The 25,110-nt window shown below is 63.5% G+C and carries 20 protein-coding genes; 4 read left to right on the forward strand and 16 right to left on the reverse strand.

The genetic code is table 11. The annotated features are described in order from the left end of the window. Window positions 1-163 precede the first annotated feature (163 nt). From I6F12_RS26510 to I6F12_RS26520, 3 genes are all read right to left on the reverse strand, one after another. On the reverse strand, window positions 164-1,171 hold the full coding sequence (locus I6F12_RS26510) for an Hsp33 family molecular chaperone (RefSeq protein ID WP_225157569.1): 1,008 nt from the start codon (window positions 1,169-1,171) through the stop codon (window positions 164-166). Window positions 1,172-1,340: 169 nt separating this feature from the next. Then, window positions 1,341-2,276, reverse strand: a complete 936-nt coding sequence (argF, locus tag I6F12_RS26515; protein ID WP_225157570.1) for an ornithine carbamoyltransferase — start codon at window positions 2,274-2,276, stop codon at window positions 1,341-1,343. Then, window positions 2,276-3,484, reverse strand: a complete 1,209-nt coding sequence (locus I6F12_RS26520; protein WP_057028453.1) for an aspartate aminotransferase family protein — start codon at window positions 3,482-3,484, stop codon at window positions 2,276-2,278. Before I6F12_RS26520 ends, argF begins: the two co-directional genes overlap by 1 nt. A gap of 459 nt (window positions 3,485-3,943) precedes the next feature. On the opposite strand from I6F12_RS26520, the gene I6F12_RS26525 reads away from it, so the two are divergent. Continuing rightward, complete coding sequence (locus I6F12_RS26525; RefSeq protein ID WP_036001664.1) at window positions 3,944-4,456, forward strand: GcrA family cell cycle regulator; 513 nt, start codon at window positions 3,944-3,946, stop codon at window positions 4,454-4,456. Window positions 4,457-4,755: 299 nt separating this feature from the next. Here I6F12_RS26525 and phoB read toward each other — a convergent pair whose 3' ends face one another. The 10 genes from phoB to I6F12_RS26575 all read right to left on the reverse strand — a co-directional run bounded on the left by phoB (window position 4,756) and on the right by I6F12_RS26575 (window position 14,712). After that, the gene (gene phoB / locus I6F12_RS26530) at window positions 4,756-5,463 is read right to left on the reverse strand and encodes a phosphate regulon transcriptional regulator PhoB (RefSeq protein ID WP_008143479.1); all 708 of its coding nucleotides are present in this window, start codon (window positions 5,461-5,463) and stop codon (window positions 4,756-4,758) included. Window positions 5,464-5,485: 22 nt separating this feature from the next. Next, window positions 5,486-6,202 carry a phosphate signaling complex protein PhoU gene (gene phoU / locus I6F12_RS26535; RefSeq protein ID WP_036001670.1) on the reverse strand — a complete coding sequence of 239 codons (717 nt, stop codon included), beginning with the start codon at window positions 6,200-6,202 and terminating at the stop codon, window positions 5,486-5,488. An 11-nt stretch (window positions 6,203-6,213) separates the two neighbouring features. After that, complete coding sequence (pstB, locus tag I6F12_RS26540; protein WP_036001673.1) at window positions 6,214-7,035, reverse strand: phosphate ABC transporter ATP-binding protein PstB; 822 nt, start codon at window positions 7,033-7,035, stop codon at window positions 6,214-6,216. Then, window positions 7,032-7,877, reverse strand: a complete 846-nt coding sequence (pstA, locus tag I6F12_RS26545; protein WP_225157571.1) for a phosphate ABC transporter permease PstA — start codon at window positions 7,875-7,877, stop codon at window positions 7,032-7,034. The genes pstB and pstA overlap by 4 nt, the downstream gene beginning before the upstream one ends. 4 nt (window positions 7,878-7,881) lie before the next feature. Continuing rightward, a complete protein-coding gene (gene pstC, locus I6F12_RS26550) occupies window positions 7,882-8,871 on the reverse strand; it encodes a phosphate ABC transporter permease subunit PstC (RefSeq protein ID WP_036001678.1) in 990 nt (329 codons plus the stop codon). A gap of 135 nt (window positions 8,872-9,006) precedes the next feature. Then, window positions 9,007-10,020, reverse strand: a complete 1,014-nt coding sequence (pstS, locus tag I6F12_RS26555; RefSeq protein WP_036001732.1) for a phosphate ABC transporter substrate-binding protein PstS — start codon at window positions 10,018-10,020, stop codon at window positions 9,007-9,009. A gap of 149 nt (window positions 10,021-10,169) precedes the next feature. Continuing rightward, window positions 10,170-11,462 (reverse strand): ATP-binding protein, encoded by a 1,293-nt coding sequence (locus I6F12_RS26560; protein ID WP_036001680.1) that lies wholly within the window; start codon window positions 11,460-11,462, stop codon window positions 10,170-10,172. A gap of 46 nt (window positions 11,463-11,508) precedes the next feature. Continuing rightward, window positions 11,509-12,564: a lysylphosphatidylglycerol synthase domain-containing protein gene (locus tag I6F12_RS26565; RefSeq protein WP_036001683.1), complete on the reverse strand. Its 1,056-nt coding sequence runs from the start codon at window positions 12,562-12,564 to the stop codon at window positions 11,509-11,511. A gap of 448 nt (window positions 12,565-13,012) precedes the next feature. Further along, on the reverse strand, window positions 13,013-13,315 hold the full coding sequence (locus I6F12_RS26570; protein ID WP_036001688.1) for a hypothetical protein: 303 nt from the start codon (window positions 13,313-13,315) through the stop codon (window positions 13,013-13,015). Between the two features lie 2 nt (window positions 13,316-13,317). Next, the gene (locus tag I6F12_RS26575; protein WP_036001690.1) at window positions 13,318-14,712 is read right to left on the reverse strand and encodes an OmpA family protein; all 1,395 of its coding nucleotides are present in this window, start codon (window positions 14,710-14,712) and stop codon (window positions 13,318-13,320) included. Between the two features lie 164 nt (window positions 14,713-14,876). On the opposite strand from I6F12_RS26575, the gene I6F12_RS26580 reads away from it, so the two are divergent. Together I6F12_RS26580 and I6F12_RS26585 are read left to right on the forward strand one after the other, a co-directional pair. Further along, window positions 14,877-15,935, forward strand: coding sequence for a polysaccharide deacetylase family protein (locus tag I6F12_RS26580; RefSeq protein ID WP_225157572.1), 1,059 nt, complete (start codon window positions 14,877-14,879; stop codon window positions 15,933-15,935). A gap of 91 nt (window positions 15,936-16,026) precedes the next feature. Beyond that, on the forward strand, window positions 16,027-16,839 hold the full coding sequence (locus I6F12_RS26585) for an SDR family oxidoreductase (RefSeq protein WP_225157573.1): 813 nt from the start codon (window positions 16,027-16,029) through the stop codon (window positions 16,837-16,839). A gap of 1,636 nt (window positions 16,840-18,475) precedes the next feature. Here the strand turns inward: I6F12_RS26585 and I6F12_RS26590 are convergent. Next, window positions 18,476-19,141, reverse strand: a complete 666-nt coding sequence (locus I6F12_RS26590; protein ID WP_225157574.1) for a helix-turn-helix domain-containing protein — start codon at window positions 19,139-19,141, stop codon at window positions 18,476-18,478. Between the two features lie 1,290 nt (window positions 19,142-20,431). Here I6F12_RS26590 and I6F12_RS26595 point away from each other — a divergent pair. Then, window positions 20,432-21,418, forward strand: coding sequence for an AraC family transcriptional regulator (locus I6F12_RS26595; protein ID WP_225157575.1), 987 nt, complete (start codon window positions 20,432-20,434; stop codon window positions 21,416-21,418). Between the two features lie 334 nt (window positions 21,419-21,752). Here I6F12_RS26595 and boxB read toward each other — a convergent pair whose 3' ends face one another. Further along, window positions 21,753-23,189 carry a benzoyl-CoA 2,3-epoxidase subunit BoxB gene (gene boxB, locus I6F12_RS26600; RefSeq protein WP_225157617.1) on the reverse strand — a complete coding sequence of 479 codons (1,437 nt, stop codon included), beginning with the start codon at window positions 23,187-23,189 and terminating at the stop codon, window positions 21,753-21,755. A gap of 109 nt (window positions 23,190-23,298) precedes the next feature. Next, a complete protein-coding gene (gene boxC, locus I6F12_RS26605) occupies window positions 23,299-24,987 on the reverse strand; it encodes a 2,3-epoxybenzoyl-CoA dihydrolase (protein ID WP_225147458.1) in 1,689 nt (562 codons plus the stop codon). Window positions 24,988-25,110 lie beyond the last annotated feature (123 nt).

The raw sequence follows: 25,110 nt of genomic DNA on the forward strand, positions 1-25,110 counted from the left end.
CAACTGTCATGCCCCGGCTTGACCGGGGCATCCAGTACGCCGCGGCCTCTCGTTTCGATCAGCATCGTCTCGGAGTACTGGATCGCCCGATCAAGTCGGGCGATGACACCGCGCGTGTGGCACTGCTCCACTCGACATTGCGAGTGCAGCGACGCGGGTAGGCTCAGGCGTCCTCGACGCCCGCCTCGTGCGGCGTGAACTGGTACACCGACGAGCAGAACTCGCAGGTGACGACGACCTTGTCGTCCTTGACCATGGCGGCGCGGTCGTCGTGCGAGAAGCTCTTGAGCATCGCGGCGACCGCATCGCGCGAGCAGGAGCACCGCGCCTCGAGCACCTGCGGATTGAACACGCGCACACCGCGCTCGTGGAAGAGGCGGTAGAGCAACCGCTCGCCGGAGAGCTCGGGATCGATCAGCTCGACGTCTTCGACCGTCTCGATCAGCGAGCGTGCCTCGACCCAGGCATCGTCTTCCGCGACGCTGTGCACTTCGGTGCCGTCGGGCGCATCGCCGGGATGCAAGTCCGCCTGCCGCGCGCGCTCCGGCGCCTTCGGCAGAAATTGCATCAGCATGCCGCCGGCGCGCCAGCGATGCTTGCCGCCGTCGCTCGAGCGCCACTCCTCGCCGACCGCGAGGCGCACGCGCGTCGGGATCTGCTCGGAGCGCAGGAAATATTCGTGGGCGGCGTCTTCCAGGCTGCCGCCGTCGAGCGCAACCAAGCCCTGGTAACGGCTCATGTCGGGGCCCTGGTCGATGGTCATGGCGAGATGGCCGCGGCCGAGCAGCGTGCCGGAATCCTTGGCCGTGCCCAGGCGCGAGGCGTCAAAGCGCGCATAGGCGCGCAGGCGGTCCGGGGCCCTGTAGTCGACCACCAGGAACGACACCGGACCGTCGGTCTGGGCCTGAAGAATGAAGCGGCCCTCGAATTTCAGCGTCGAGCCGAGCAGCGTCGTCAGCACGATGGCCTCGCCGAGCAGCTTGCCCACGGCTGCGGGATAATCGTGCTTGGTGAGGATGTCGTCGAGCGCGGGGCCAAGCCGCACCAGGCGCCCGCGCACGTCAAGCGCGTCGACCTCGTAAGGCAGCACGGCGTCATCGATCGGAACCGATGATGGCGCGCGAACCGGGCCTTCAGGCCCGGTGTTCATGTCAGGAGACTGGGAAACCATGGCGCTTTATCTGGGGTGGTTCGATGCAAATTGAAAGAGGCACGCCCGCATTCCGTCGTCCGCGGAACGACGAGTGCGTAGCCCGGATGGAGCGCAGCGCAATCCGGGGGGTCTTTCCACGCGTTGAGAACCCCGGATTTCGCTGCGCTTCATCCGGGCTACAAGAAGGCTACTTCACCGCGTCGAAGCACCAGGCCAAGATGCCCTTCTGCGCGTGCAGGCGGTTTTCGGCCTCGTCGAACACGACCGATTGCGGCCCGTCGATCACCTCGTCGGTGACCTCCTCGCCGCGATGGGCCGGCAGGCAATGCATGAACAATGCGTCCGCCTTGGCCAGCGACATCAGCTTGGCATTGACCTGGTAGGGCTTGAGCACGTTGTGGCGGTGCTCGCCCTCCTTGTCGCCCATCGACACCCAAGTGTCGGTGACGACGCAATCGGCGCCGCGCACGGCGGCTTCCGGATCGGTGCCGAGCACGATCGGCGCGCCCGTCGCCTTGATCCAGTCGCGCATGGCCTTTTTCGGTGCGAGCTCCGGCGGCGTTGCGACATTGAGCTGGAATTTGAAGCGCTCGGCGGCATGGGCCCAGGACGCCAGCACGTTGTTGTCGTCGCCGGCCCAGGCCACCGTCTTGCCCTCGATCGGGCCGCGATGTTCCTCATAGGTCATGAGGTCGGCCATCACCTGGCAGGGATGCGAACGCCGCGTCAGGCCGTTGATGACGGGCACGGTGGCGTTGGCCGCAAGCTCCAGCAGCGCATCGTGGTTGAGGATGCGGATCATGATGGCGTCGACATAGCGCGACAGAACCCGCGCGGTGTCGGCGATGGTCTCGCCGCGGCCGAGCTGCATCTCGGCGCCGGTGAGCATGATCGCCTCGCCGCCGAGCTGGCGCATGCCGACGTCGAACGAGACGCGGGTGCGGGTCGAGGGACGCTCGAAGATCATCGCCAGCGTCTTGCCCTCGAGCGGCCTGACCGGCTGCTGCGCCTTCTGCTTCGCCTTCATCGCCGAAGAGGCGGCGAGCATGCTCTTGAGCTCCGAGAGCGGCAGCTCGTTGATGTCCAGGAAGTGCTTGGGAGCTTTGTTGGGCGTCGTGCTCATCAGCTTGCCGCCCGCTTGGTCTGGCTGGAGGAGATCGCAGCGCAGGCGCGCTCTAACCGGCCGACGCTGTCCTCGATCTCCGCTTCCGTGACGATCAGGGGCGGCAGGAAGCGCACGACATTGTCGCCGGCCCCGACGGTGAGCAGCTTTTCGGCGCGCAGCGCCGCGACGAGATCGCCCGAGGGCACCACCGCCTTGATACCGATCAGCAGGCCCTCGCCGCGCACCTCGCTGACGATTTCGGGATGACGATCGATCACGGAGGCGAGCTTCTGCTTGAGCAGCAGCGACATCTTCTGCACGTGGTCGAAGAAGCCGGGCTTGAGCATGACATCGAGCACGGCGTTGGCAGCCGAGATCGCGAGCGGATTGCCGCCGAAGGTGGAGCCGTGCGAGCCGGGCCCCATGCCGGCCGCCGCGTCCGCGGTCGCCAGCACCGCGCCGATCGGAAAGCCGCCGCCGAGCGCCTTGGCGAGCGACATCACATCCGGTGTGACGCCGGTGCGCTTGTAGGCAAAGAGCTCGCCGGTGCGGCCCATGCCGGTCTGCACCTCGTCGAAGGCGAGCAACAGGCCGCGCTCGTTACAGAGTTCGCGCAGCGCCCTCAGGAAGGCGTGAGGTGCAGAACGAACGCCACCCTCGCCCTGGATCGGCTCGATGAGAATGCCGGCGGTGTGCGGACCAATCGCCTTCTTCACGGCGTCGAGGTCGCCGTGCGGCACCTGATCGAAGCCGTCCATCGGCGGACCGAAGCCCTCGAGATATTTCGCAGAGCCGGTGGCGGCGAGCGTCGCCAGCGTGCGGCCATGGAAGGCACCCTCGAAGGTGATCATGCGGTAACGTTCCGGATGCCCCTTGGAGAAGTGATGGTGGCGCACCAGCTTGATCACGCCTTCCAGCGCCTCGGCGCCGGAATTGCAGAAGAACACGAAGTCCGCAAAGCTCTCATTGCAGAGGCGGCTTGCGAGCTTCTCGCCGTCAGGGCTCTGGAACAGGTTCGACATGTGCCAGAGCTTGGTCGCCTGCTCCTGCAACGCCTTGACCAGCGCGGGATGGACATGGCCGAGCGCATTCACCGCGACACCCGAGGTGAAATCGAGATAGCGATCGCCGTTGGTCGCGATCAGCCAGCAGCCTTCGCCGCGCTCGAAACCGAGGTCGGCCCTGGCGAAAACGGGGAGCAAATGCGGCGCTGCGCTGTTAGTCATGACGTCACTTGAATGTTGCGGACGGTGTGAGGCATGCATTGCGCGACGCACCATCGACCGGCCCCGGAAAACGAAACGTGCCGCCTTTTAAGGGCGGCACGTGGCACTATCTTATGCCTGGCAAGACGGGTGTCAATGCCGCCCGGAAAGCCTCGCGAAACGCTGATTCCGTAGTCTTGCGGTGCCGATTTTGCGGGTTTTTCACCACGGAACATGTGGAAGCGAGTCGGCGGACTCTTGCGCGGGAGTCACGCCATATTGTAGCGTTTGGACTGTCAGATACGACATCTCGTGCAGCAGTTCTGATCCCAGAAGTCCTCATGTACCGGCGTAAACGTTCGGGCGTCTTGAGCGCGCCCGGCGAGCCTTAAGGGATTCTGACGGCACGGGTTTTTCAAGGCTAAAGCATTCGCTGCGAAGGCCCCAGGATGGCAGGCGCGCAGCGAGGGAAAGGGTGCAATGACGGTTTTGACCTGGTCCGATGATCGCGTCGAGCAGCTGAAGAAGCTCTGGGAGGCCGGACTTTCGGCCAGCCAGATCGCGGCGGAGCTCGGCAATGTGACCCGCAATGCCGTGATCGGCAAGGTGCACCGGCTCGGCCTGTCCGGCCGCGCCAAGAGCCCTTCATCGGCAGCGCCGCGGCCGCGCAAGGCACGGCCCGCGCAGCATATGATGCGGGTGACCCGCCCCGTCGCGCGCGGCAACACCGCGTTGGCGCAGGCCTTCGAGGTCGAGTTGGAAGCCGAGCCGGTTACCTACGACAACGTGGTGCCGATGAGCCAGCGGCTGTCGCTGCTGGAATTGAACGAGGCGACCTGCCACTGGCCGGTCGGCGATCCCTCGAGCCCGGATTTCTTCTTCTGCGGCGGCAAGGCGCTCTCCGGCCTGCCCTATTGTGCCCAGCATTCGCGCGTGGCCTATCAGCCCGCAGCGGATCGCCGTCGCGCAGCACCGAAACCGGGCACGCGGTGAGCTTGCGGAATTCCCTGATCGCCAAGCTTTGATCGCCAAGCTTGATCGCCAAGACTGCAGCCGTCATACGATGACGGCTCCCAATCGCCCGGTGTCATCCCCGCGAATGCGGGATCCGTAACCGCGGGGCGCAATCGTTGCGCGAGATGGTCACCCCGAGTCTTCGCCAAACCACGTCCTGTGGCTAATCGCGAACAGCGCAAGCGCTCGCGCTGAGATCCCGGGCTCACGCTGCGCGCGCCCCGGGATGACGGCCGAGATCGGCGCCGCAGTTCGCCAAACCAGCTGTCGCTGGCGCCTTACGTCTGCTCAGCCTTCGCGAAGCGATCGTCCAGCGCGTAGCCGGCGCCGCGGACGGTGCGGATCGGGTCCTGCTCGCGGCCAAGATTGAGCAGCTTGCGCAGGCGGCCGATATGCACGTCGACGGTGCGCTCGTCGATGTAGATGTCGCGGCCCCAGACGCTGTCGAGCAGCTGCTCGCGCGAGAACACGCGGCCGGGATGCTCCAGGAAGAACTCCAGCAGGCGATATTCGGTCGGACCGAGATCGATCGGCCGGCCCGAGCGCGCCACGCGGCGCTTGTCGCGGTCGAGCTCGATATCGCCATAGGCGAGCACGGTGGCGAGGCGCTCGGGACTCGCACGCCTGAGCAGGCCCTTCACGCGCGCAAGCAGCTCCGGCACCGAGAACGGCTTGACGATATAATCATCCGCGCCGGTCGCGAGCCCGCGCACCCGTTCGCTCTCCTCGCCGCGCGCGGTGAGCATGATGATCGGCAGCTGCTTGGTCTCGGGGCGGGTCCGAAGCCGCCGGCACAGCTCGATGCCTGACAGGCCCGGCAGCATCCAGTCGAGCACGATCAGATCGGGAATGTGCTCCTTGAGGCGGGTGTCGGCGTCATCGCCGCGCATCACCGTCTCGACGTCATAGCCGTCGCCTTCGAGGTTGTAGCGAAGAAGCTCGGTGAGAGCTTCCTCGTCCTCAACCACCATAATGCGTGCGCCCATGTGGTCGTAGCTCCTTAAGTCGTCAGGTGTTCGGCACCGTCGTGGCGAAGGTCGTCATGTCGCCCTTCGGCCGCTTGTCGGTGATCGCCTGGCCCTCGATCATGTAGAACACGGTCTCGGCGATGTTGGTGGCGTGGTCGCCGATCCGCTCGATGTTCTTGGCACAGAACATCAGGTGGATGCAGAACGAGATGTTGCGCGGATCCTCCATCATGTAGGTGAGGAGCTCGCGGAACAGCGAGGTGCAGATGGCGTCGACTTCTTCGTCGCCCTTCCACACCGCCATCGCCGCCGGCAGGTCGTGCGCGGCATAGGCGTCCAGCACCGACTTGACCTGCTGCTGCACGAGGTCGGTCATGTGCTCCAGGCCGCGGAACAGCTTGAGCGGATGGAAATCCGTCTCCAGCGCCGCGACGCGCTTGCCCATGTTCTTGGCGAGATCGCCGATGCGCTCGAGATCGGTCGCAACGCGCATCGCGCCGACGATCTCGCGCAGGTCGACGGCCATCGGCTGGCGGCGGGCGATGGTGAGCACGGCGCGCTCCTCGATGCGCTTCTGCAGCGCGTCGAGCTCGACGTCGGTGGCGACGACGCGCTGGCCGAGCGCGACGTCGCGGCGGATCAGCGCGTCGACGGAATCGACGATCATGCGCTCGGCGATGCCGCCCATCTCGGCGACCAGGCGGGTGAGCTCCTGAAGGTCGCTGTCGAAAGCCTTTACGGTATGTTCAGAACCCATGTTCCGTCTCCTCAGCCGAACCGGCCGGTGATGTAATCCTGCGTGCGCCGATCGCTCGGCGACGTGAAGATCTTGCTGGTGTCGTCGAACTCGATCAACTCGCCGAGATACATGAAGGCGGTCTTGTCGGAAACGCGCGCCGCCTGCTGCATGTTGTGGGTGACGATCGCGATCGTGTAGTTCTCGGACAATTCCTGGATCAGCTCCTCGACCTTGGCGGTCGAGATCGGGTCGAGCGCCGAGCAGGGCTCGTCAAACAGGATCACCTCGGGCCGCACCGCGACGGTGCGGGCGATGCAGAGGCGCTGCTGCTGGCCGCCGGAGAGCGACAGGCCGGAGGCATTGAGCTTGTCCTTGACCTCGTTCCACAGCGCGCCACCGCGCAGCGCCTTCTCGACGCGGTCGTCCATCTCGGACTTGGAGATCTTCTCATAGAGACGAATGCCGAAGGCGATGTTCTCGTAGATCGTCATCGGGAACGGCGTCGGCTTCTGGAACACCATGCCGACCCGGGCGCGGAGCAGGTTGAGGTCGAGCTTGGGGTCGAGGATGTTGGTATGGTCGAGCAACAGCTGACCGTCGGCGCGCTGGCCCGGATAGAGGTCGTACATCCGGTTGAAGATGCGCAGCAGGGTGGACTTGCCGCAGCCGGACGGGCCGATGAACGCCGTGACGCGGTTGGTGCCGAGCGCCAGGTTGATGTTCTTCAGCGCGTGGTGGTCGCCGTAGTAGAAGTTGAGGTTGCGCGCCGTGACCTTGGCGGGCGCCTCGGGCAGGGGCTGCGAGCCGGGATGAACGGTCGGTGCGCTGACGGAAACAGACATTTCACTCATTTTGCAGTCCTCTCGGCGCCAAGGATGCGCGCGCCAATGTTAAGGGCAAGCACGGTCAGGGTGATCAACAGCGCGCCGCTCCAGGCGAGTTGCTTCCAATACTCGTAGGGGCTCTGCACGAAGTTGTTGATGGTGACAGGCAGGTTCGCCATCGTCTTGTTCAGGCCGAGGCTGAAGAACTGGTTCGACAGTGCCGTGAACAACAGCGGCGCGGTCTCGCCGGCGACGCGGGCGGTCGCCAGCAGCACGCCGGTGATGAGGCCGGAGCGCGCGGCACGATAGGCGATACGCTTGATCACCAGCGAGCGCGGCAGGCCGAGCGCGCTGGCAGCTTCGCGCAACGGATTCGGCACCAGCAGTAGCATGTCTTCGGTGGTGCGCACGACGACCGGGATCACGATGACGGCAAGCGCCAGCGCGCCCGCAATCGCCGAGAAGCCGCGCATCGGCACCACCACCGCGCCATAGATGAAGAGGCCGATGATGATCGAGGGTGCCGACAGGAGAATGTCGTTGATGAACCGGATCACCGAGGTCAGCTTGTCGTTGCGGCCGTACTCGGCGAGATAGGTGCCGGCGAACAGGCCGAGCGGCGCGCCGATGCCGACGCCGATCACGGTCATGATCAACGAGCCGACGATGGCGTTGCGCAGGCCGCCCTCGGTCGATCCGGGCGGCGGCGTGTCAGCTGTGAAGACCTGGAGGTTGAGCCCGGCCAGGCCGTTGTAGAGCAGCGTGACCAGGATCAGCGCGAGCCAGGTGACGCCGAAGGCGGCGGCTGCGATGCAGAGGCCGCGAATGACGACGTCCCAGCGGCGGCGGCGCGAATAGATCGGGTTCATGGCTTCACTTCCCGGCCTTGGTTTCGAGGCGCAGCAGCATCAAACGGGCGGCAGCGAGCACGAAGAACGTCAGCACGAACAGCAGGAGGCCGAGCAGGATCAGGCCGGACTGGTGCAGGCCGTCGCTCTCGGCAAATTCGGAGGCGATCGCCGCCGAAATCGTCGTGCCCGGCGCGAAGATCGACGAGGAGATCCGGAACGAGTTGCCGATGATGAAGGTCACCGCCATGGTCTCGCCGAGCGCCCGGCCCAGCGCCAGCATGACGCCGCCGATGATGCCGACGCGGGTGTAGGGGATCACCACGCTGCGGACGACCTCCCAGGTGGTGCAGCCGACGCCGTAGGCGGCTTCCTTCAGCACCGGCGGCACCGTCTTGAACACGTCGACCGAAATCGAGGTGATGAAGGGCAGCACCATGATGGCGAGGATCAGCGCGGCGTTGAACAGGCTGAGATAGGACGGGGGCCCTGCGAAGATCGCGCCCAGCACGGGGACGCCGTCGAACACCCTGATCATGAAAGGCTGGAAGGTGTTGGCCAGGAACGGGCCGAGCACGAAGAAGCCCCACATGCCGTAGATGATCGAGGGGATGCCGGCGAGCAGCTCAACCGCCATGCCGATCGGGCGCCGCAGCCATTGCGGGCAGAGCTCGGTGAGGAAGATCGCAATGCCGAGACCGACGGGAATGGCGATCAGCATCGCGATGAAGGAGGTGACGAGCGTGCCGTAGATCGGCCCGAGCGCGCCGAGCACCGGCGGATCGGCCGAGGGCGCCCAGCGCTGCGTCCACAGGAAGGAGATGCCGAACTCCTGGATCGCCGGGAAGGCGCCGACGATCAGCGAGATGATGATGCCGCCGAGGATCAGCAGCACCGAGATCGCGGACAACCGCGTGATCCAGTAGAAGGTGACGTCGCCGAGCTTGAACGCGCTCAAGGCCTTGGCGCGATCATATGGACCGGCAGCATCAATCACATTGCTCTCAACAGCCATCTCAGCCACGCCGATCCCCTATACCCGTTTTATGTACGCTTGTTGTTGGTGGCGCGCTCCGGATGCGGCAGGAGGCCGATCCGGAGCGGAGATCTTGCAGCGTCCCGGAACCGTGTCCGGGACACATATAGCGCCTTAGCTCTTGATCTCGGCAGCCCAGGTCTTCTCGATCTGCTGGACGACGCTGTCCGGCATCGGAATGTAGTCGAGCTCCTCGGCCATCTTGCCGCCGTTCTTGAAGGCCCAGCGGAAGAACTTGATCGCTTCCTGCGCGGCCGCCTTGTCGGTGGCGGACTTGTGCATCAGGATGAAGGTCGCCGCCGTGATCGGCCAGGACTTCTCGCCGGGCTGCTCGGTCAGGATGACGTAATAGCCGGGAGCCTTGGACCAATCGGCGTTGGAGGCGGCCGCCTGGAAGGCCTCGACGGTCGGCTGCACCGGCTTGCCGGCCTTGTTGACGAGACCGGTGTGGGTGAGCTTGTTCTGCTTGGCATAGGCGTATTCGACATAGCCGATCGAGTTCTTGGTCTGGCTGATGTTGCCCGACACGCCTTCGTTGCCCTTGGCGCCGACGCCGACCGGCCACTCGACCGCGGTGCCCTCGCCGACCTTGCTCTTCCAGTCCGCGCTGGCCTTGGAGAGATAGTTGGTGAAGTTGAAGGTGGTGCCCGAGCCGTCCGAACGACGGACCACGGTGATGGCCTCTGACGGCAGCTTCGCGTTGGGATTGAGCTTCTTGATCGCGGCATCGTCCCACTTGGTGATCTTGCCGAGATAGATGTTGGCCAGGGTCTCGCCGTCGAAAACCAGCTCGCCCGGCTTCACGCCCTCGATATTGACAACGGGGACGATGGCACCCATCACCATCGGCCACTGGACGAGGCCGTCCTTCTCGAGCTGCTCGGCCTTGAGCGGCGCGTCGGTGGCGCCGAAGGTCACGGTCTTGGCCTGGATCTGCTTGATGCCACCACCCGAGCCGATCGACTGGTAGTTCAGACCGTTGCCGGTCTCCTTTTTGTAGGCGTCAGCCCACTTCGAATAGATCGGGAACGGGAACGTCGCGCCGGCACCGGTGATGTCGGCCGCAAAGGCTACCGTCGTCGATGCGGCGACCAAGCCGGCAGCGACCATGGTTTTGAGGAAATTCATGCTGGTCTCCATACAGGGGAGCGAAGCGCCATCCGCGCCCGATCGCGCTCCCCGCGCCGCCGCTTTAGGGGCGGTCGGCTGTGCTTTTACGAAGGTTTCGTGACAGTTGGATGACGACACCAAGCAATTGAAATTGCTTGCGTTTCCGATCAAGCCGGAGTCTTGATCTGGGGAAAACAGGCGGTGAAGGTGGCGCCCTGCCTGGGCACGCTTTCGATCAAAAGGCGGCCGCGATGACGGTTAAGGATATGTTTCACCAACGATAACCCGAGCCCTGTGCCGCCTTGCGAGCGGCTGTCGCCGACGTCGACCCGATAGAAGCGCTCGGTCAGCCGCGGCAGGTGCTCCGGCGCGATGCCCGGGCCGAAATCGCGGACCATGACCCGAATTTCCTGAGTTCCGTCAGCGGCGGCGCTCGAGGTCAGCGACACGATGACGCGCCCGCCGGAGGCGCCGTATTTGAGCGCGTTCTCGATCAGGTTCTCGAACAGGCGGAGCAGCTCCTCGCGGTCCCCCGCGATCATCACCGGCGGCTCCGGCAGGTGGATGTCCACCTCGACCTGACGCTCGCGCGCCAGCGGCTCGAGCCCGTCGGCGACCTGACGGATGATCGGGACGAGATCGACCAGGGTGTCGGGCCGGACATGGGCCGACAGCTCGACCCGCGACAGCGACAAGAGATCGTCGATCAGGCGCGCCATGCGCGTGGCCTGGTTGTGCATGATGCCGAGGAAGCGCTCGCGCGCCTTGGGATCGTCCTTGGCCTGGCCCTGGAGCGTATCGATGAAGCCCGACAGCGCCGCCAGCGGCGTGCGCAGCTCGTGGCTGGCATTGGCGACGAAGTCGGCGCGCATCTCCTCGACCCGGCGCAGCGGCGTCTGGTCGTGGAAGGTCATCAGCATGCATTTGTCGGCGCCGCCGAAGCTGGTCGGCACCGGTACCGGCGTGATGATCAGCTCCATCCAGCGATCGACCGGAACATGATCGAGATAGGTCGCGCGCCGCGGCTCGGTGGTCGCGATGGCCTCGCGCAGCGCGGTGATGATCTCCGGCGAGCGCAGCGCGAACTGGGCGAGCTCGTTCTTGCGCAGCGCCGGCGCGAGCTGGGCGGCGGCGGCGTTGAGGTGGATGACGCGGCCGGCCCGGTCGAGCAGCACCGCCGGATCCGGCATGCCGGCGACCACCGCGGCCACCGCCGCGCTCTCGACCGGGTTGATGCGTCTGACGTCGTCGCGGGAGGTGGCGGGATCGTGCAGCCGCCACGGGATCAAGGCAGCCGCCGCGATGCAGAGGAACACGATTGCAGCGTGCAGCGCCGACAATTCGCCGAGCGAGACCACGACGGACAGCGCCAGCGCCGCGGCGATCAGGATGATGGTCGAGTGCCGCAGCCGATCGGACCAGGGCTGGGCGGAGGGAGAAGAGGGGGCGTCGATCGCCATCGGGGCGGACTTCTCCTGGGGACTGTCCTTAAGGACCTGACACCGGTCAGGCGCCGCTGTCGCTGCGCTCTCTCACATAGGCGGCTTCAGGCGCCGGGCCGGGGTCCAGCTTGAGCGCCGCCTGTTGCAAGCGCTTCGATCGGGCGCCGATTATAACCTCTCGAAACGTCAGCAAGATTACAGATAAGACGAACGGAGACAGATAATAGAGGACGCGGAACAGGAGCATGCCGCCCAGCAGCTCCTCGCGGTCCATCTGCCAGAGCCCGACCAGCATGGCGGCATCGAACACCCCCAAGCCTCCGGGTGAATGGCTGGCGAAGCCGAGCAGGGTCGCCGAGACGAAGATCACCGCGACCATCACGAAGCCGAGATTGGGCTCGTCGGGGACCAGCACATACATCGCCAGCGCGCAGAAACCGAGATCGACGATGCCGATCGCGATCTGGAGCAGCGTCAGCGGGCCGCCCGGCAGCACCACCGTCCAAGGGCCGCGGCCGACCACCCGCGGCTGGCTCCAGACCCAGATCACGTAACCGATCAGCGCCACGATGATCATCAGCGCCAGTGTCCGGTTCAGCCAGACCGGCAGCTGGTCGATCGAGGCTGCCGCCTCCGGATGGTAGGCGATGCCGAGGCCGAGCACCGCGGCATTGCCCAGCCAGAAGGTCAGGCCGGCGAGAAAGCAGATTTTTGCGACGTCGATCGCGTTGAGCCCATAGGCCGAATAGATGCGGTAGCGCACCGCCCCGCCGGTGAAGACGGAGGCGCCGACATTGTGGCCGATCGAATAGCTGGTGAAGGCCGCGAGCGCGTTGATGCGATAGGGCACATGGGCATGGCCGATCGCGCGCGTGGCGAAGAGGTCGTAGAAGGTCAGCGTGAAATAGCCCGCAGTGACGAATAGCGCCGCCATCGCAATCTGGCTCGGCTCAGTGCTCTTGATCGCTTCGAGGACCTCGTTGAAATCGATGCCGCGCAGCATGTGGTAGAGCACGTAGCAAGCGATGCCGATGACCGCGATGCTGATCACGACTCCAAGCTTATGCAGGACTTGCTTCTGGCGCAGAAACGTCGTCGCCCTGCGTATGGCTTCCAGCATCTAGACCTCGAACAACGCTTCAGCGGCCAGGGTGGCCGGCGGACAGGCGGACGCGCAGGCATTCAACGAACCCTCGCCGCCGGCGCCGGAATCGCGCATGCCCCCTGCCCCTCCACTAGCGCGTTTTCGGCCGAAGTGGAATTCGCCAATTCGAACAAAAACACGTGCCTTCAATATTTTAGGCAGGGTCGCAGCTCCCAGTGCAGAATTTGGCGCTTTCGTCGGCAAGGCTTGGCGCGAATCTCCAGGCGATCCTGCGCAGGGGCCATGAAGTTTTGATGATTTCGGCCGCACAATGTTCCGTCACGCCTTAAGCCAACGTCAATCTATGGAGCCGGCCTGCCTGTTGAAAGAGGGGTGACTGGAGCGGCCAGGTCCCGGTTTTCCAATGCGCCGAAAGGCCGCGGCGGAGCACACCCCGCCCCGCGCGTGAGGGTGCATAGCAACATCACACAGCGGCTGGCGGCGCGGTACGCGAGACCACCCGATCGCGCAGCCACGCTCCGATCGTGCCGCCGACGAGATAGCAGGCGAACATGATCAGGCCGAGGTCGAGCCAGTAGCCGAAGCGACCGGGGACCACATGGGTGAGAGAGGCCGCGACCAGGGCGGCGGCAAGCACTGCGAGCCACCGCGCAATCACCTTCGAGGTGCCGTTGCCGCGCTGGACCACCGAGATCCAGCCCATGCAGAAGCCCAGCAGCAGCGAGCCGATCAGCCAGCCCAGATGGAACGAGACGAGATAAGGCATCGTCACCTCACCAGAAATTCGATGCGGCGGTTCTGCGCCTTGCCTTCATCGGTGTCGTTGCCGGCGACGGGCTGCGTGCTGCCATGGCCGACCGCGGTGAAGCGGCTGGCAGGAAGGCCCGCCTTGACCAGATAGTCGATCACCGCCTGCGCGCGCTTTTCCGAAAGGGCCTGGTTGAAGGCATCCTCGCCATCGGCGTCGGTATGTCCGACGACCTCGATATTGGTGGTGGGGCAGCGCAGCGCAGTCTCGATGAGGCGATCGAGAATACCGGCCGAGTCAGGATCGATGTCCGCGCGCCTGTTCGCGAAACGGATCTTGCCCTTGGTCAGAAGCTCCGAGAACAATTGCTGGCACACGGTGCCGTCGACCGGGCCTGCGGCGGGCTTCACCGTGATCTCCGGCTTGTACTGCCAGTTCTTCGGGAAGTCCTTGCCGAGGCCTGCGCGGATCTCGTTGGCGGCGCCCTCGTAGAGCGCATCGCCCGAGAGCTTCACCTCGCGGTCGGAGACGACCAGCGTGCCGGTCGACAGCCGCGACAGCGCGCCGAGCGCGGCGATAACAGCCGTGCTGAAGGAGCCGGGGGCGCCGATGCTGGCCTTGAGATTGTCGACGACCTTTTCGGTGAAGAACTTTCGCGAGGCGCTGGTGCCGATCGCGGCGTGGACGTTGTTGTCCGGAACATAGCCGGTCAGCGTCACCGTCGCAGCCACCGGATCCTTGTAGGCCTGGAAGATGTAGGGCGGCGCCTTGATCTCGTTGGCCGCAATCGAAAAACCCTCGGGCAGGTTCTTCAGCGCAGCCGCGATCGCCTCACGACCGCCGAGTTCGCGCGCCATGCCCGACAGATTGACCTTGGTGTCGGTGATCGTGATCTTGCCGTCCTTCAGCTTGCCGATCTGATCCAGCAGCAGCATCGCGGCGGCTTCGAACCGGGGCGGCGCCCCGCGCGCCAGCCCCATCTGGTCGGCGACCTCGACGCCGCCGACTTCCTTGCGGGCCGCCTCGGTCAGCCGGGCCCTCATCGATGGCAGCGGCGCGGAGCCCGACAGCGTCACCCGCACCACGTCGCGCTCGGCATTCCAGACGAAGGGCTTGGCCTCGGGAACGAGGCGGGTCCGGTCGTCGACCAGCCGCACGCCGGGCACGGTTTCGACCGCCATCACTGCGTCGCGGCGCCCCTCCTCGGAGAAGGCGTCCGCGGCCAGGCTGACGTCGCGGCCGTCGACCGCGATCCGGGTCTTGTCCAGAACGGTGTCCTTGAGCGCAGCCGAGCTGCGGGCCGACAGATCAGCCTCGACCGGTAAGGTATTATTCCAGGCCGCAAATCCCCACATGACGGCAAGGGGGATCAACCCCGGCCACCATTTGCTGGCCCACGAGAAAAGCTTCTGCATTCGACGACCCGACCTCTGGAAACGGAGACAAAACAAACCCTTGGCAGGCTGTCAAACCGGAAATGGCCCTGGTCCCAAGGCCCGGGTGGGACAATCGGAATAACTTTTTCTTCAAGGGTTCTTCCGTAAGTTGAGGCCGGAATGCCAAAGTCCCCCACCCGGTCATGAAACAACTGCGTAACAACGTCATCCGCGCCGGGCTGGGAGCACTCTATCTCAGCGGGGCGCACCACCTGTTGCGCCCGCTCTTGTCGGGCGTCGGCGCCATTTTCATGCTGCACCATGTGCGGCCGGCGCGCGAGGCCGCGTTCCAGCCGAACCGGCATCTCGAGGTCACCCCCGACTTCCTGCGCGCCACGCTGTGCCATTTGCGCTCGCGCGACATCGACATCGTCAGCATGGACGAGCTGCATGAGCGGCTGGTGCAGGGCCGGTTCGACCGTCGCTTCGCCGCCTTCACCCTCGACGACGGTTACCGCGACAATCTGGATTACGCGCTGCCGGTGCTGCGCGAATTTGACGCGCCGCTGGCAGTCTACGTCACGAGCGATTTTGCCGACGGCACCGGGCGATTGTGGTGGACGGCGCTGGAGGCCGTGATCGCCAAGGCCGAGCAGATCGACATTCAGATCGGCAATTCCGCCCTGCGGCTCGATGCGAACAGTGTCGCGGCGAAGCAAGCGGCATTCGACCGCCTGCACGACTGGCTGCGCGCGCTGCCGGGCGAGCAGGATCTTGCGCGCGAGATCGGGGCGCTGTGCAGGACTTACGGCGTCGACATGGAAGCGCTGTGCCGCGGCTTGTGCCTGTCCTGGGCCGAGCTCAAGTCCTTTGCCGCCGATCCGCTGGTCACGATCGGCGCGCACAGCGTCAGCCATTGCAATCTGGCCAAGCAGACGGAAGACATCGCCGCGCAGGAGATGGCCGCGAGCCGCGCGCGGATCGAGCAGGTGCTGGAGCGCCCGGTGCTGCACCTCGCCTATCCCTATGGCGACCGCGACGCCGCGGGCGCGCGCGAATTCGCCCTTGCCGCATCCGCCGGTTTCAAGACCGCGGTGACGACGCGGCCCGGCATGCTGTTCGCGGAGAACGCCGGCCACATGACCGCGCTGCCCCGCGTCTCGCTCAATGGCAATTATCAGGACGCGCGGATCCTGCCGGTGCTGACCTCGGGTGCCGCGACCGCGATGTGGAACGGCTTCCGCCGCATCGCGGCGGCGTAGGCCTCAATCTGCACTGGTCGAGGACAAGCGTGCCTTCCTTGACACCCCCCCCCGCTCCGCCCACAACCGGCGGCAACCAAGGGAGGGACGCATGTTCAACGATCTGTTCTCGCTCAAAGGCCGCATCGCGCTGGTAACCGGCGGCTCGCGCGGCATCGGAAAGATGATCGCGGCGGGATTTCTCAGCGCCAGCGCGGCAAAGGTCTACATCACCGCGCGCAAGGCCGGACCGTGCGAGGCCACCGCCAAGGAGCTCAGCGCGCAATATGACGGGGAATGCATCGCGCTGCCGATCGACATCTCGACCGTTGCCGGCGCCGAGCTGCTGGCCAGCGAGTTCGGGAAACGCGAGTCCCGGCTCGACATCCTCGTCAACAATGCGGGCGCCGCCTGGGGCGCGGAGTTCGACGAATTTCCGGAGAACGGCTGGGACAAGGTGATGAACCTCAACGTCAAGGCGCCGTTCTTCCTGACCAAGGCGTTGGCGCCGACGCTGCGCACGTCAGCGAGCGCGGAACGGCCGGCGAAGGTGATCAACATCGCCTCGATCGACGGCATCTTCGTCAATCCCGGCGAGACCTATTCCTATGCCGCGAGCAAGGCCGGGCTGATTCATCTGACGCGGCGCATGGCGGTGAAGCTCATCCCGGACCACATCGTGGTCACCGCAATCGCGCCGGGCCCGTTCAAGTCAGACATGAACCGCGCCGCGCGCGACCACGCCGACGAGGTCGCAACGCGCGTCCCCGTGGGCCGCATCGGCACCGACGAGGACATGGCGGGCGCTGCGATCTACCTCGCCTCCCGCGCCGGCGACTACGTGGTCGGCGCGACCATCGCGGTCGACGGCGGCATCGTCTATGCGAACCCGGGGATCAAGGGCAGCGGGTGGGACAGCGATTGATCCGGCGATCTCCCGAACCAAACTGTCGAAAACAACCCCATGCACAGTAGAAAGGCTCTTGATCGGCAAGGGATTTTCGGGCGCCACAGGTGACGACGATTGCAGCCGCGATGCGGTTGACACGTCGGGCAAAACACGTGTCGAGCTGGGGCGTATACTCATCCGCATCGATGCAGGCACAGCGACGTCCGCTTTCCGCTCGAAAACGCATTGATGTGCGTGTCCGCTAAGGGCCCACAAGCAGAAAGGACGACTTCGGTTCACTATTCAGCGGTTGAAGGGAGAAGCCCACCGTCCGTCGTGAAATTGGACCGGCACGGGGCCCCATCGACTTGGTTGTCGTTCGCAGTGGATCCGAGAGCTCCTGGATTCCTGCTTAGCGGTGCGTTGCGACGGAGACGGACAGACAGGGCGCGCGGCTCACGACTTCGAAGGTGTTGCGAAGCATGATGTGTCGAGCATAATGCATGCGGACCGCGCACCTTTCGCTCTGCTTTTTCGACTAAACCTCGAAGATCTTCCAACTCTGCGAGCTCAGAACTGAGTTTGCTAAGTCGTTGGGCGTAAAGCATTGACCGAGAGCTTCGCATAAATGTCCTCCCCAGCACAAATTGGTAATATCGGCTTTCAATAAGATCAGGCTCACTGGTTCAGCGAGGGATGACGCCTTCGAACGCCTGCAACGACGCGATTCTAATTTCTGATGGCATCAGAAACCTTGCACGGCTTAAGACCGCGCAACCAGCCTTTGATCTCCTCGGACTTCATGGGGTCTTTAACAGCGCCCACTGAATGGCGAGACGACACGGTATTAGGGCATCCGACACACACCGTCAGCTCAAAGGCGCACCAATTCTCAGCGGCAGATTTGGATAAATGCCTGACGCACATAACCCAAGGTAGCTCGGATACGCCCATACGTTCCTCAATCCTTACCGGTCTGCGCCGGAGCTCTACGGTTTTTCCTGCGAGCAATCGCTGTTGCAGGCTACTTGCAAGCCATGGCATGCGTGGCAGTCAGGACAAGATTCCCGCACCTTCTCGATGGCACGGCGACCTAGATTGATCGGGTTCTCTTGGCCGTCAGCCGCCGAGGCCAAAATCCTCTCGGCGAGGCACGCCATCAAGGAAGGTGTCCGTTTTGCTTCGGGGATAGTCTTTGCAGCGTCCGCCAGAACGCCCCGCAATACGGCGTGAGGATAACTTTGCGACCAATCGCTCTTCGTCGGCACCATCGGCTCCTCCACAGGCGGACTACTTAAAACGAGAGTTCTCTGTTGAGCTTCTCACGGATTCATACGGTAGGCGTGTCCGATGTAGAACGATCCTCAACGGCCAAATTCTGCAGACATTGCTCAGATTCTGATTCACACTGGCTGATCTAGATCACCATCCATCACTTGATTGGGATTTGCTACTCGGCCCATGACGTGACGAGGGGCCCGTTTGATTTGGATCATGGATCTTCCAGAATACCCGCTCAGCCAGTCTCCGGTGGTTCGCACCCGCGATTCGGATGAAATGACGAATGCGCTGTTTGCGGTGTATGGAGCAACTGGATCTAAGGGCGCCAAACCGGCCGACTTGACGGTTGTCGGACAACGTGACGAGGTTGGCTGTGGGCCAATACCAGTAGTCAGGCATCCAGCCTTGCAAGTTCGTCGCGGTCGAGCAGTTCAACCCGTCGCTGGGTCGCCCCGCCTAAACGCACGAGATTCTGGTCTCGCAATATGGAAAGGGCGCGAGAAACGGTTTCTAGCGTCAGCCCGAGATAGTCGCCGATGTCGCGGCGGTTCATCGGCAAGATCATCATGTCGGGGTGATCCTGCCGCTGGTCCATTTCAAGCAGGAATGCCGCAACCTTCTCCAGAGATGTCTTCCGGCCCAGCAGCAGCATGCGGTTCTCGGCGTGCTGGAGGTTTTGCGTGACGAAACCGATGAGGTTCATTGCACCCTTCTCTCGGCTTGTCATCGCGTCTAGCACGCTGCGTCGCCGCGTGATCCGCACTGTCGTTTCAATGATCGCTTCGGCGTTGAAGCGATGCGTTGCCCCGTTCTCAAAACCAAACATGTCCCCGGGTAGATGAAACGAGTTGATATGACGACGACCATCGGGAAGCATTTTGCAAGTACGCACTGCGCCGGAGGTGATCTGGTAGACGTACTCCGCGTCCTCGCCTTCGCCGAAAATCTCCATGCCCCGACGGTATTTGAACTCGCTGCAGAAAGCGCGCTCGCCCGTCAGTGCTGCAAGATGTCCGTCGATGGGACGACGGCTTGCCGGGTTGATCCGCACCAGCATTCCGGTTCTCCCCTTTTTCCCGCCAGAGTACGGAACTCGGAGTGGCCGGATTTGATGCAGCGCAACTTTGGCGGGCCCAGGTATTTGCATGTAGGTCGCACGGCCAACACGGCCGTCCGGGGCAAAAATGAGCCGCCAGCCCTTGGGGAAACTGACGGCTCACGGGTAGGGCTCGTAGTTGGGGGACTACGCAGTATGCACATACGCCTGCAACAAAACCGCATATTGATCAGGGTCAATAGTCGCAGCCATGTGTTGGGCAGCTCGCTTAGCCGAGGCCTCGCGTCGCTCTCGAACTAAGGTCGCCACGGGCCAGAACGAGACATCACACTTGACGGCGAGCTCCAGCGAAGGTGCTTCGAGCCAAGGCGCGCAGATATTCGAGCTTGGCTTGTAGCTCCAGGAGCTCGCTATTCAATTCACGCCTCCGTTCACCCGCAGGACAGCTCGCGATCAAGCTGGCAGTCCGAACGAGGGAAATGTCGAGAAGGAGGATGGCGCGCCGAACATCTCCTTCCAAGTCGGGTCGAGGGCGCGTGCCTGGAAACTGCACTACGTTGTACATAGCTGATCTCTGACACTAGGTTACCAAGTATTTCGCCGTCCTGATCAACTCGACCCGCTGTTCAGGTTCGGGAAGTTTGGCCAGTTCAGCTGCAAGACGGTCGAGTATTCTGCTGCGCATTTCCGGGTGCCTTTCCCTGCTTAATTGTTCTCTGAGCTGGCTGACGTTTGGAGTAGCCCGGAAAGTATCATCCACCGCGCAAACCACGTCGCTTCTCCCTTTCGGATCACCAAGAATGCTAAGCGAGTTCGGGCCACAGCGAACAGCCATCCAAGATCGCTCCGCTAAGTGTGCTAAGTTAAGCAGCGCGAAGCGCTCACCGTTGAAGTTGCGGAAAAATGGACCGTCGAAAACATTCGACGGTCAGTGTTTCGTTCGGTGCAGCCATGCCAAAGCCGTCAGCGGACGAAATGAAAATATTATAGTTAGGTCATCGAAAGCTGTTCGGTTTAGCCAAGTCCGTAGGAACACTGCTATTCACTGCTGAGAACGCAGGCGCGCTCTTGCAGAACTCGCAAGGCCCCTGGAGCCGGATGTTGTATGAGCACCCCCCCGCTCCATCCCGTAAGCATCTCTTACCTGCTACGCCGGCACAACGATTTCTCATGGCCTAATTCTGCAATCATTGCTCAATTTCGGCATCGAAGCACTTCTTGATCCAGATCAGTGCCAAATGCGTTTCCTGATCAAAAAATCACCAATTGATCCGGCTTTGCGATTGTCAAATGGATGAAATCGATTACCCGCTTAACCGCTCTCCGGTCGTCCGCACACGCAACCCCGAAGAGATGAGGGATGCGCTGCGCACCGTCTATGGAGCAACCGGTTTTTCTGTCGCGAATTCAATCGATTTCGAGGGGGTGGCAAATTACCTGATATTGCCCCATATCGGGCTCGGCTTTTGTGGATATGCTGCCAAAACGATCGTCGATTTTCCCGAAGGCGATTTTGCAAGACTCCAAGTCGGTCTCAAGGGGAAAGCGAGCGTCATTTTAGACACCGCGACGACGGTGCCCGTGGACGAGCAGCACCTCGGCATCACCTCGCCGGGGCAGCCGAGTACCATCATATTCGAAGCGGGGTTTGAGCAGTTAATCCTTCGTATCAAAACGGCTGCGCTCGATAAGGCGTTAGCAACACTCCTCGGAGCGCCACCTCGTGGGACGCTGTTGTTCAACCCCACCACGCCGCCGAAGCAGCCTGCGGCCCATCTGTTGCGTCAGCTGACCATGTTCTTGGCCGACCAGCTGAATTCAACGGCAGCGCAGCTCCCTAAACCGGCGCTGGTCGAGCTCGAGCAAGCGCTCATCATGACCTTCCTCTCGGCTCACAGACACAACTACACGGAATTGTTGGAGAGTCCCGCCACCGAGCCAGCGCCTCTCGCAGTCCGCTTGGCCGAGGAATACATCGAAGCAAATTGGGCTCGTGCTGTTCTCGTCGAGGAGTTGGCAGCACAAACGAACACCAGCATCCGCAGTCTTTATGCAGCTTTCAAGAAGAATCGCGGATATTCGCCGATGCAATTTGCAAAGTCCGTGCGGCTCCGACGCGCCAGGCAAATGCTCCTGGAAGGAAATCCGAGAACATCAGTGTCTCAGATCGCCTTCAAATGCGGCTTCGCCAATCTAGGCCATTTCGCCAACGACTTCCGGAAAATGTTCGGAGAACTTCCATCGGAGGTCTTCGCGCGGGGACGGCGTTTGAAATAGCAGCTGTCAGCTAAGGGGCCGCAAGCTGACGTTCTCGCAGCTTTCGAATATGCCCGCTCCATTTTCCGAAACCGGACGTCACGCGTCTAGGAGTACACGTCCCAGGCTCCTCCACGTCACGCGCCGCTCGGCCCGGACAAGCGAACGAGGTGAGCGCAAATCCCGGACCCATAGCCACGGGTCGGCGTGTGACAGGAGGTCCCACTCCGAGCCCTCGGCGAACTCCTTCCTGTGGGTCTGGGTCCTCGATCTGCGCAAAGGCCTGGCAATGCGATGCGTTGCCAGGCCTTTGCTTGTAGGGGGGACACTGAGAGTGTGGAGCAGCGTCGTAGCCCTACGACTCGATCTTCACATACTCGAAATCGCCGGGCTTGTTGTCGATGCCGACCTTGGGCGGCGAGATCCAGGAGGCGAACTGGCCGATCTCGGTGACGGGCTGCATCAGGGAGGTGATGAAGTCGCCGTCGCTGGCCGACGGCAGCCATTCGTCCTTGCGCCTGGCCCAGGTCGCATCGTCGATCAGGATGCCGTCGGGCGTCGCGTGCACGTCCTTGAACTCGCCGATGTGGCGGTGGAAGGCGACGTTGGGCAGCGTCAACTTGAAGTCGTAGCCGGCGGTCGAGATCACCTTGTTCCAGCGCAGCATGCCCTTGACGCAGTCCTGGCTGTAATCGTCACGCAGGCGCATGTTGAGCGCGGTCAGCGCCGGCTCGTCGACCAGCTTGACTTCGCCGTTGATCAGCTTGAGCACCGGATAGGTCGAATTCTTGAGCTGGTGATCGTCGTCGATCTGGGTCTCGTGGTAGCGGCCCTTGATGCCGGCGTTGAAGGCGTTGGCCGCGTTGGTCGACACTTCCGAGCCGAACAGGTCGAGCGAGAGCGTGTAGTGCAGGTTCAGCTTCTTCTGGATGGTCGGAAGATCGATCACTCCGAGCGCGCGGACTTTCGCGATGTCGGTGGGGTCGGTGATGCCGGCCGCGCGCATCGCATCGCAGGTGCGCTGCACGACGCGGGTGATGCCGGTCTCGCCGACGAACATGTGGTGCGCTTCCTCCGTCAGCATGAAGCGGCAGGTGCGCGACAAGGGATCGAAGCCGGACTGCGCCAGTGAGTGCAGCTGCATCTTGCCGTCGCGGTCGGTGAAATAGGTGAACATGAAGAAGGACAGCCAGTCCGGCGTCGCCTCGTTGAAGGCGCCGAGCATGCGCGGCGCGTCGGCGTCGCCGGAGCGGCGGCGCAAGAGGTCGTCGGCTTCCTCGCGGCCGTCGCGGCCGAAATACTTTTGCAGCAGATAGACCATCGCCCAGAGGTGACGGCCTTCCTCGACATTGACCTGGAACAGATTGCGCATGTCGTACAGCGAGGGCGCGGTCTTGCCGAGATGGCGCTGCTGCTCGACCGAGGCCGGCTCGGTGTCACCCTGGATCACGATCAGGCGGCGCAGCATGGCGCGATGCTCGCCCGGCACTTCCTGCCAGGCCGGCTCGCCATAATGCTCGCCGAACGGCACGACGCGGTTCTCTTCCTGCGGCGCAAGCAGGATGCCCCAGCGATATTCGGGCATGCGGACATAATCGAACTTGGCCCAGCCGCGCGGATCGACGGAGTAAGCGGTGCGCAAATAGACCAGCGATTCCTGAAAGCCCTCGGGGCCCATGTCGCTCCACCAGTCCATGTAACCGGGATGCCAGCCCTCCAGCGCTTTGAGCACCTGGCGGTCTTCGGCGAGATTGACGTTGTTGGGAATCTTGGTCGAGTAGTCGACGTTCATGATGTTCATGTGGACCTCCCGTGTGGGACTAGCTCGTTTGAAAGGGCGAATGGCGAATGGCGAGTAGCGAATGGGCATCCCCTATTCGCCATTCGCCACTCCCTACTCGCTAGACTCGCGTCATATCGAATTTCGGTTTCTGGCCGCTGCCGTAGCGGCGCAGCGCGCCTTCCTCGCCGACGGCATTCGGGCGCTGGAAGATCCAGTTCTGCCAGGCGGTGAGGCGCGCGAAGATCTTCGATTCCATCGTCTCGGGGCCGACGAAGCGCAGGCTCGCTTCCATGCCGGTAAGGCTGTCGGGCGAGAAGCTGGCGCGCTCCTCGAGGAACACGCGGACCTCGTCGTCCCAGTCGATGTCGTCGAGCGCGAAGGTAACGAGGCCGAGCTCTTCGGCCTGCTCCGCATCGAGGCTGGTGCCGAGCGTTGCTTCCGCGCGCTCCAAATCGGACGGATCGGCCTGAAAGCGCGATTCCAGCCGTGTCAGGCCGTGGCTCATCGGATAGGGGCCGAAATTCATGGCGGACAGCTCGATCGACGGCGGCGGACGATTGTCACCCTGGCGGGTGCCGATCAGCATGTAGGAGCGGTCGGCGGCAAAGACGAGCTCGGCGAGCGTGCCGGCAAAGCAGGAGCCGGGCTCGACCAGCGTCACCAGCGTGCGCGAGGTGACGTCGACGCGCTTGAGCACGCGCTTCCAGTAATGCCTGATCTCGTTGACCAGCCAGTGCGCCTTGTTCGCTTCGAGGAACGTATCGCTGGCGAGCACATGGGCGCGGTCGCCGTGGCTCTTGAACACCAGCATCGCGATCTCGAGCTCGTTGATGCGTAAGTGCAGGATGGCGTCGTCGAGCTCGCGCGCCACTTGCAGCGGCCAGAACGAGGCGCCTTGCGCCATCATGCCGTCGATGTCGGCGGGCGGCGCGGTCTCCGGCGCCTTGATCGAGATGGTGGCGATGCGCGCTGTGCGATCGATATCGACGGTGACGAAGCCGTAGCGGATGCTGTTCTCGTCGATCAGGCGCCTGAGCGGCGTCAGTGCGATGCCCTTGCCGCTGCCCTTGCGCTTCGATTGGCCTGCGAATTCCTTGGCGCGCTCGGCGATCTTGGCCTCGAGCTTGGAGTTCGGCGCGATCTCGTCGACGAGGCGCCATTGCACGGCGCGCTTGCCCTTCACGCCCTCTTCGATGGTGCAGAAGACATCGGCGTGGTCGCGGCGCACCTTGCGCTTGTCGACCACCCGCGTGAGACCGCCGGTGCCCGGCAGCACCGCGAGCAGCGGCACTTCGGGCAGCGCGACGGCGGACGAGCCGTCGTCGGCGAGGATGATGTGATCGGTCGCGAGCGCCAGCTCATAGCCGCCGCCGGCGGCCGAACCGTTCACCACGGTGATGAAGCGCTGGCCGGAATTCTCCGACGAATCTTCCATGCCGTTGCGGGTCTCGTTGGTGAACTTGCAGAAGTTCACCTTGTGCGCGTGGGTGGAGCCCGCGAGCATGCGGATGTTGGCGCCCGCGCAGAACACGCGGTTCTTGGCCGAGCGCAGCACCACGACCTTCACTTGCGGATGCTCGAAGCGCAGGCGCTGGATCGCGTCGGCCAGCTCGATGTCGACGCCGAGGTCGTAGGAATTGAGCTTGAGCTGGTAGCCCTCGAACAGGCCGCCATTCTCGTCGACGTCCATGGTCAGCGTTGCGACGTCACCGTCGACCGCGAGCTTCCAATGCTTGTAGCGGGACGGTTCGGTCTGGAAATCGATGAATGTCGCGCCGCCTGCGAGGCGCCGATCTTCCCCGGCCATGAGCCACCCTTAAGCTTGGTTGTGCATCTGGAGCGTTAGATGCACAATAGTGCATCTTGTTAGGTTAGTCTAGCCCGAATCGCGGATTCACATGCACTTTGCTTCATCTCGGCGCGCATGGGC

It is taken from the genome of Bradyrhizobium sp. IC4059, from assembly GCF_020193615.1.
Classification (GTDB): Bacteria; Pseudomonadota; Alphaproteobacteria; order Rhizobiales; family Xanthobacteraceae; genus Bradyrhizobium; species Bradyrhizobium yuanmingense.

What these genes read in the sequence shown, in the direction of transcription:
- I6F12_RS26510 (WP_225157569.1), bottom strand. Translation starts at nt 1,171, where the DNA reads ATGGTTTCCCAGTCTCCTGACATGAACACCGGGCCTGAAGGCCCGGTT.
- argF (WP_225157570.1), bottom strand. Translation starts at nt 2,276, where the DNA reads ATGAGCACGACGCCCAACAAAGCTCCCAAGCACTTCCTGGACATCAAC.
- I6F12_RS26520 (WP_057028453.1), bottom strand. Translation starts at nt 3,484, where the DNA reads ATGACTAACAGCGCAGCGCCGCATTTGCTCCCCGTTTTCGCCAGGGCC.
- I6F12_RS26525 (WP_036001664.1), top strand. Translation starts at nt 3,944, where the DNA reads ATGACGGTTTTGACCTGGTCCGATGATCGCGTCGAGCAGCTGAAGAAG.
- phoB (WP_008143479.1), bottom strand. Translation starts at nt 5,463, where the DNA reads ATGGGCGCACGCATTATGGTGGTTGAGGACGAGGAAGCTCTCACCGAG.
- phoU (WP_036001670.1), bottom strand. Translation starts at nt 6,202, where the DNA reads ATGGGTTCTGAACATACCGTAAAGGCTTTCGACAGCGACCTTCAGGAG.
- pstB (WP_036001673.1), bottom strand. Translation starts at nt 7,035, where the DNA reads ATGAGTGAAATGTCTGTTTCCGTCAGCGCACCGACCGTTCATCCCGGC.
- pstA (WP_225157571.1), bottom strand. Translation starts at nt 7,877, where the DNA reads ATGAACCCGATCTATTCGCGCCGCCGCCGCTGGGACGTCGTCATTCGC.
- pstC (WP_036001678.1), bottom strand. Translation starts at nt 8,871, where the DNA reads ATGGCTGTTGAGAGCAATGTGATTGATGCTGCCGGTCCATATGATCGC.
- pstS (WP_036001732.1), bottom strand. Translation starts at nt 10,020, where the DNA reads ATGAATTTCCTCAAAACCATGGTCGCTGCCGGCTTGGTCGCCGCATCG.
- I6F12_RS26560 (WP_036001680.1), bottom strand. Translation starts at nt 11,462, where the DNA reads ATGGCGATCGACGCCCCCTCTTCTCCCTCCGCCCAGCCCTGGTCCGAT.
- I6F12_RS26565 (WP_036001683.1), bottom strand. Translation starts at nt 12,564, where the DNA reads ATGCTGGAAGCCATACGCAGGGCGACGACGTTTCTGCGCCAGAAGCAA.
- I6F12_RS26570 (WP_036001688.1), bottom strand. Translation starts at nt 13,315, where the DNA reads ATGCCTTATCTCGTCTCGTTCCATCTGGGCTGGCTGATCGGCTCGCTG.
- I6F12_RS26575 (WP_036001690.1), bottom strand. Translation starts at nt 14,712, where the DNA reads ATGCAGAAGCTTTTCTCGTGGGCCAGCAAATGGTGGCCGGGGTTGATC.
- I6F12_RS26580 (WP_225157572.1), top strand. Translation starts at nt 14,877, where the DNA reads ATGAAACAACTGCGTAACAACGTCATCCGCGCCGGGCTGGGAGCACTC.
- I6F12_RS26585 (WP_225157573.1), top strand. Translation starts at nt 16,027, where the DNA reads ATGTTCAACGATCTGTTCTCGCTCAAAGGCCGCATCGCGCTGGTAACC.
- I6F12_RS26590 (WP_225157574.1), bottom strand. Translation starts at nt 19,141, where the DNA reads ATGCTGGTGCGGATCAACCCGGCAAGCCGTCGTCCCATCGACGGACAT.
- I6F12_RS26595 (WP_225157575.1), top strand. Translation starts at nt 20,432, where the DNA reads ATGGATGAAATCGATTACCCGCTTAACCGCTCTCCGGTCGTCCGCACA.
- boxB (WP_225157617.1), bottom strand. Translation starts at nt 23,189, where the DNA reads ATGAACGTCGACTACTCGACCAAGATTCCCAACAACGTCAATCTCGCC.
- boxC (WP_225147458.1), bottom strand. Translation starts at nt 24,987, where the DNA reads ATGGCCGGGGAAGATCGGCGCCTCGCAGGCGGCGCGACATTCATCGAT.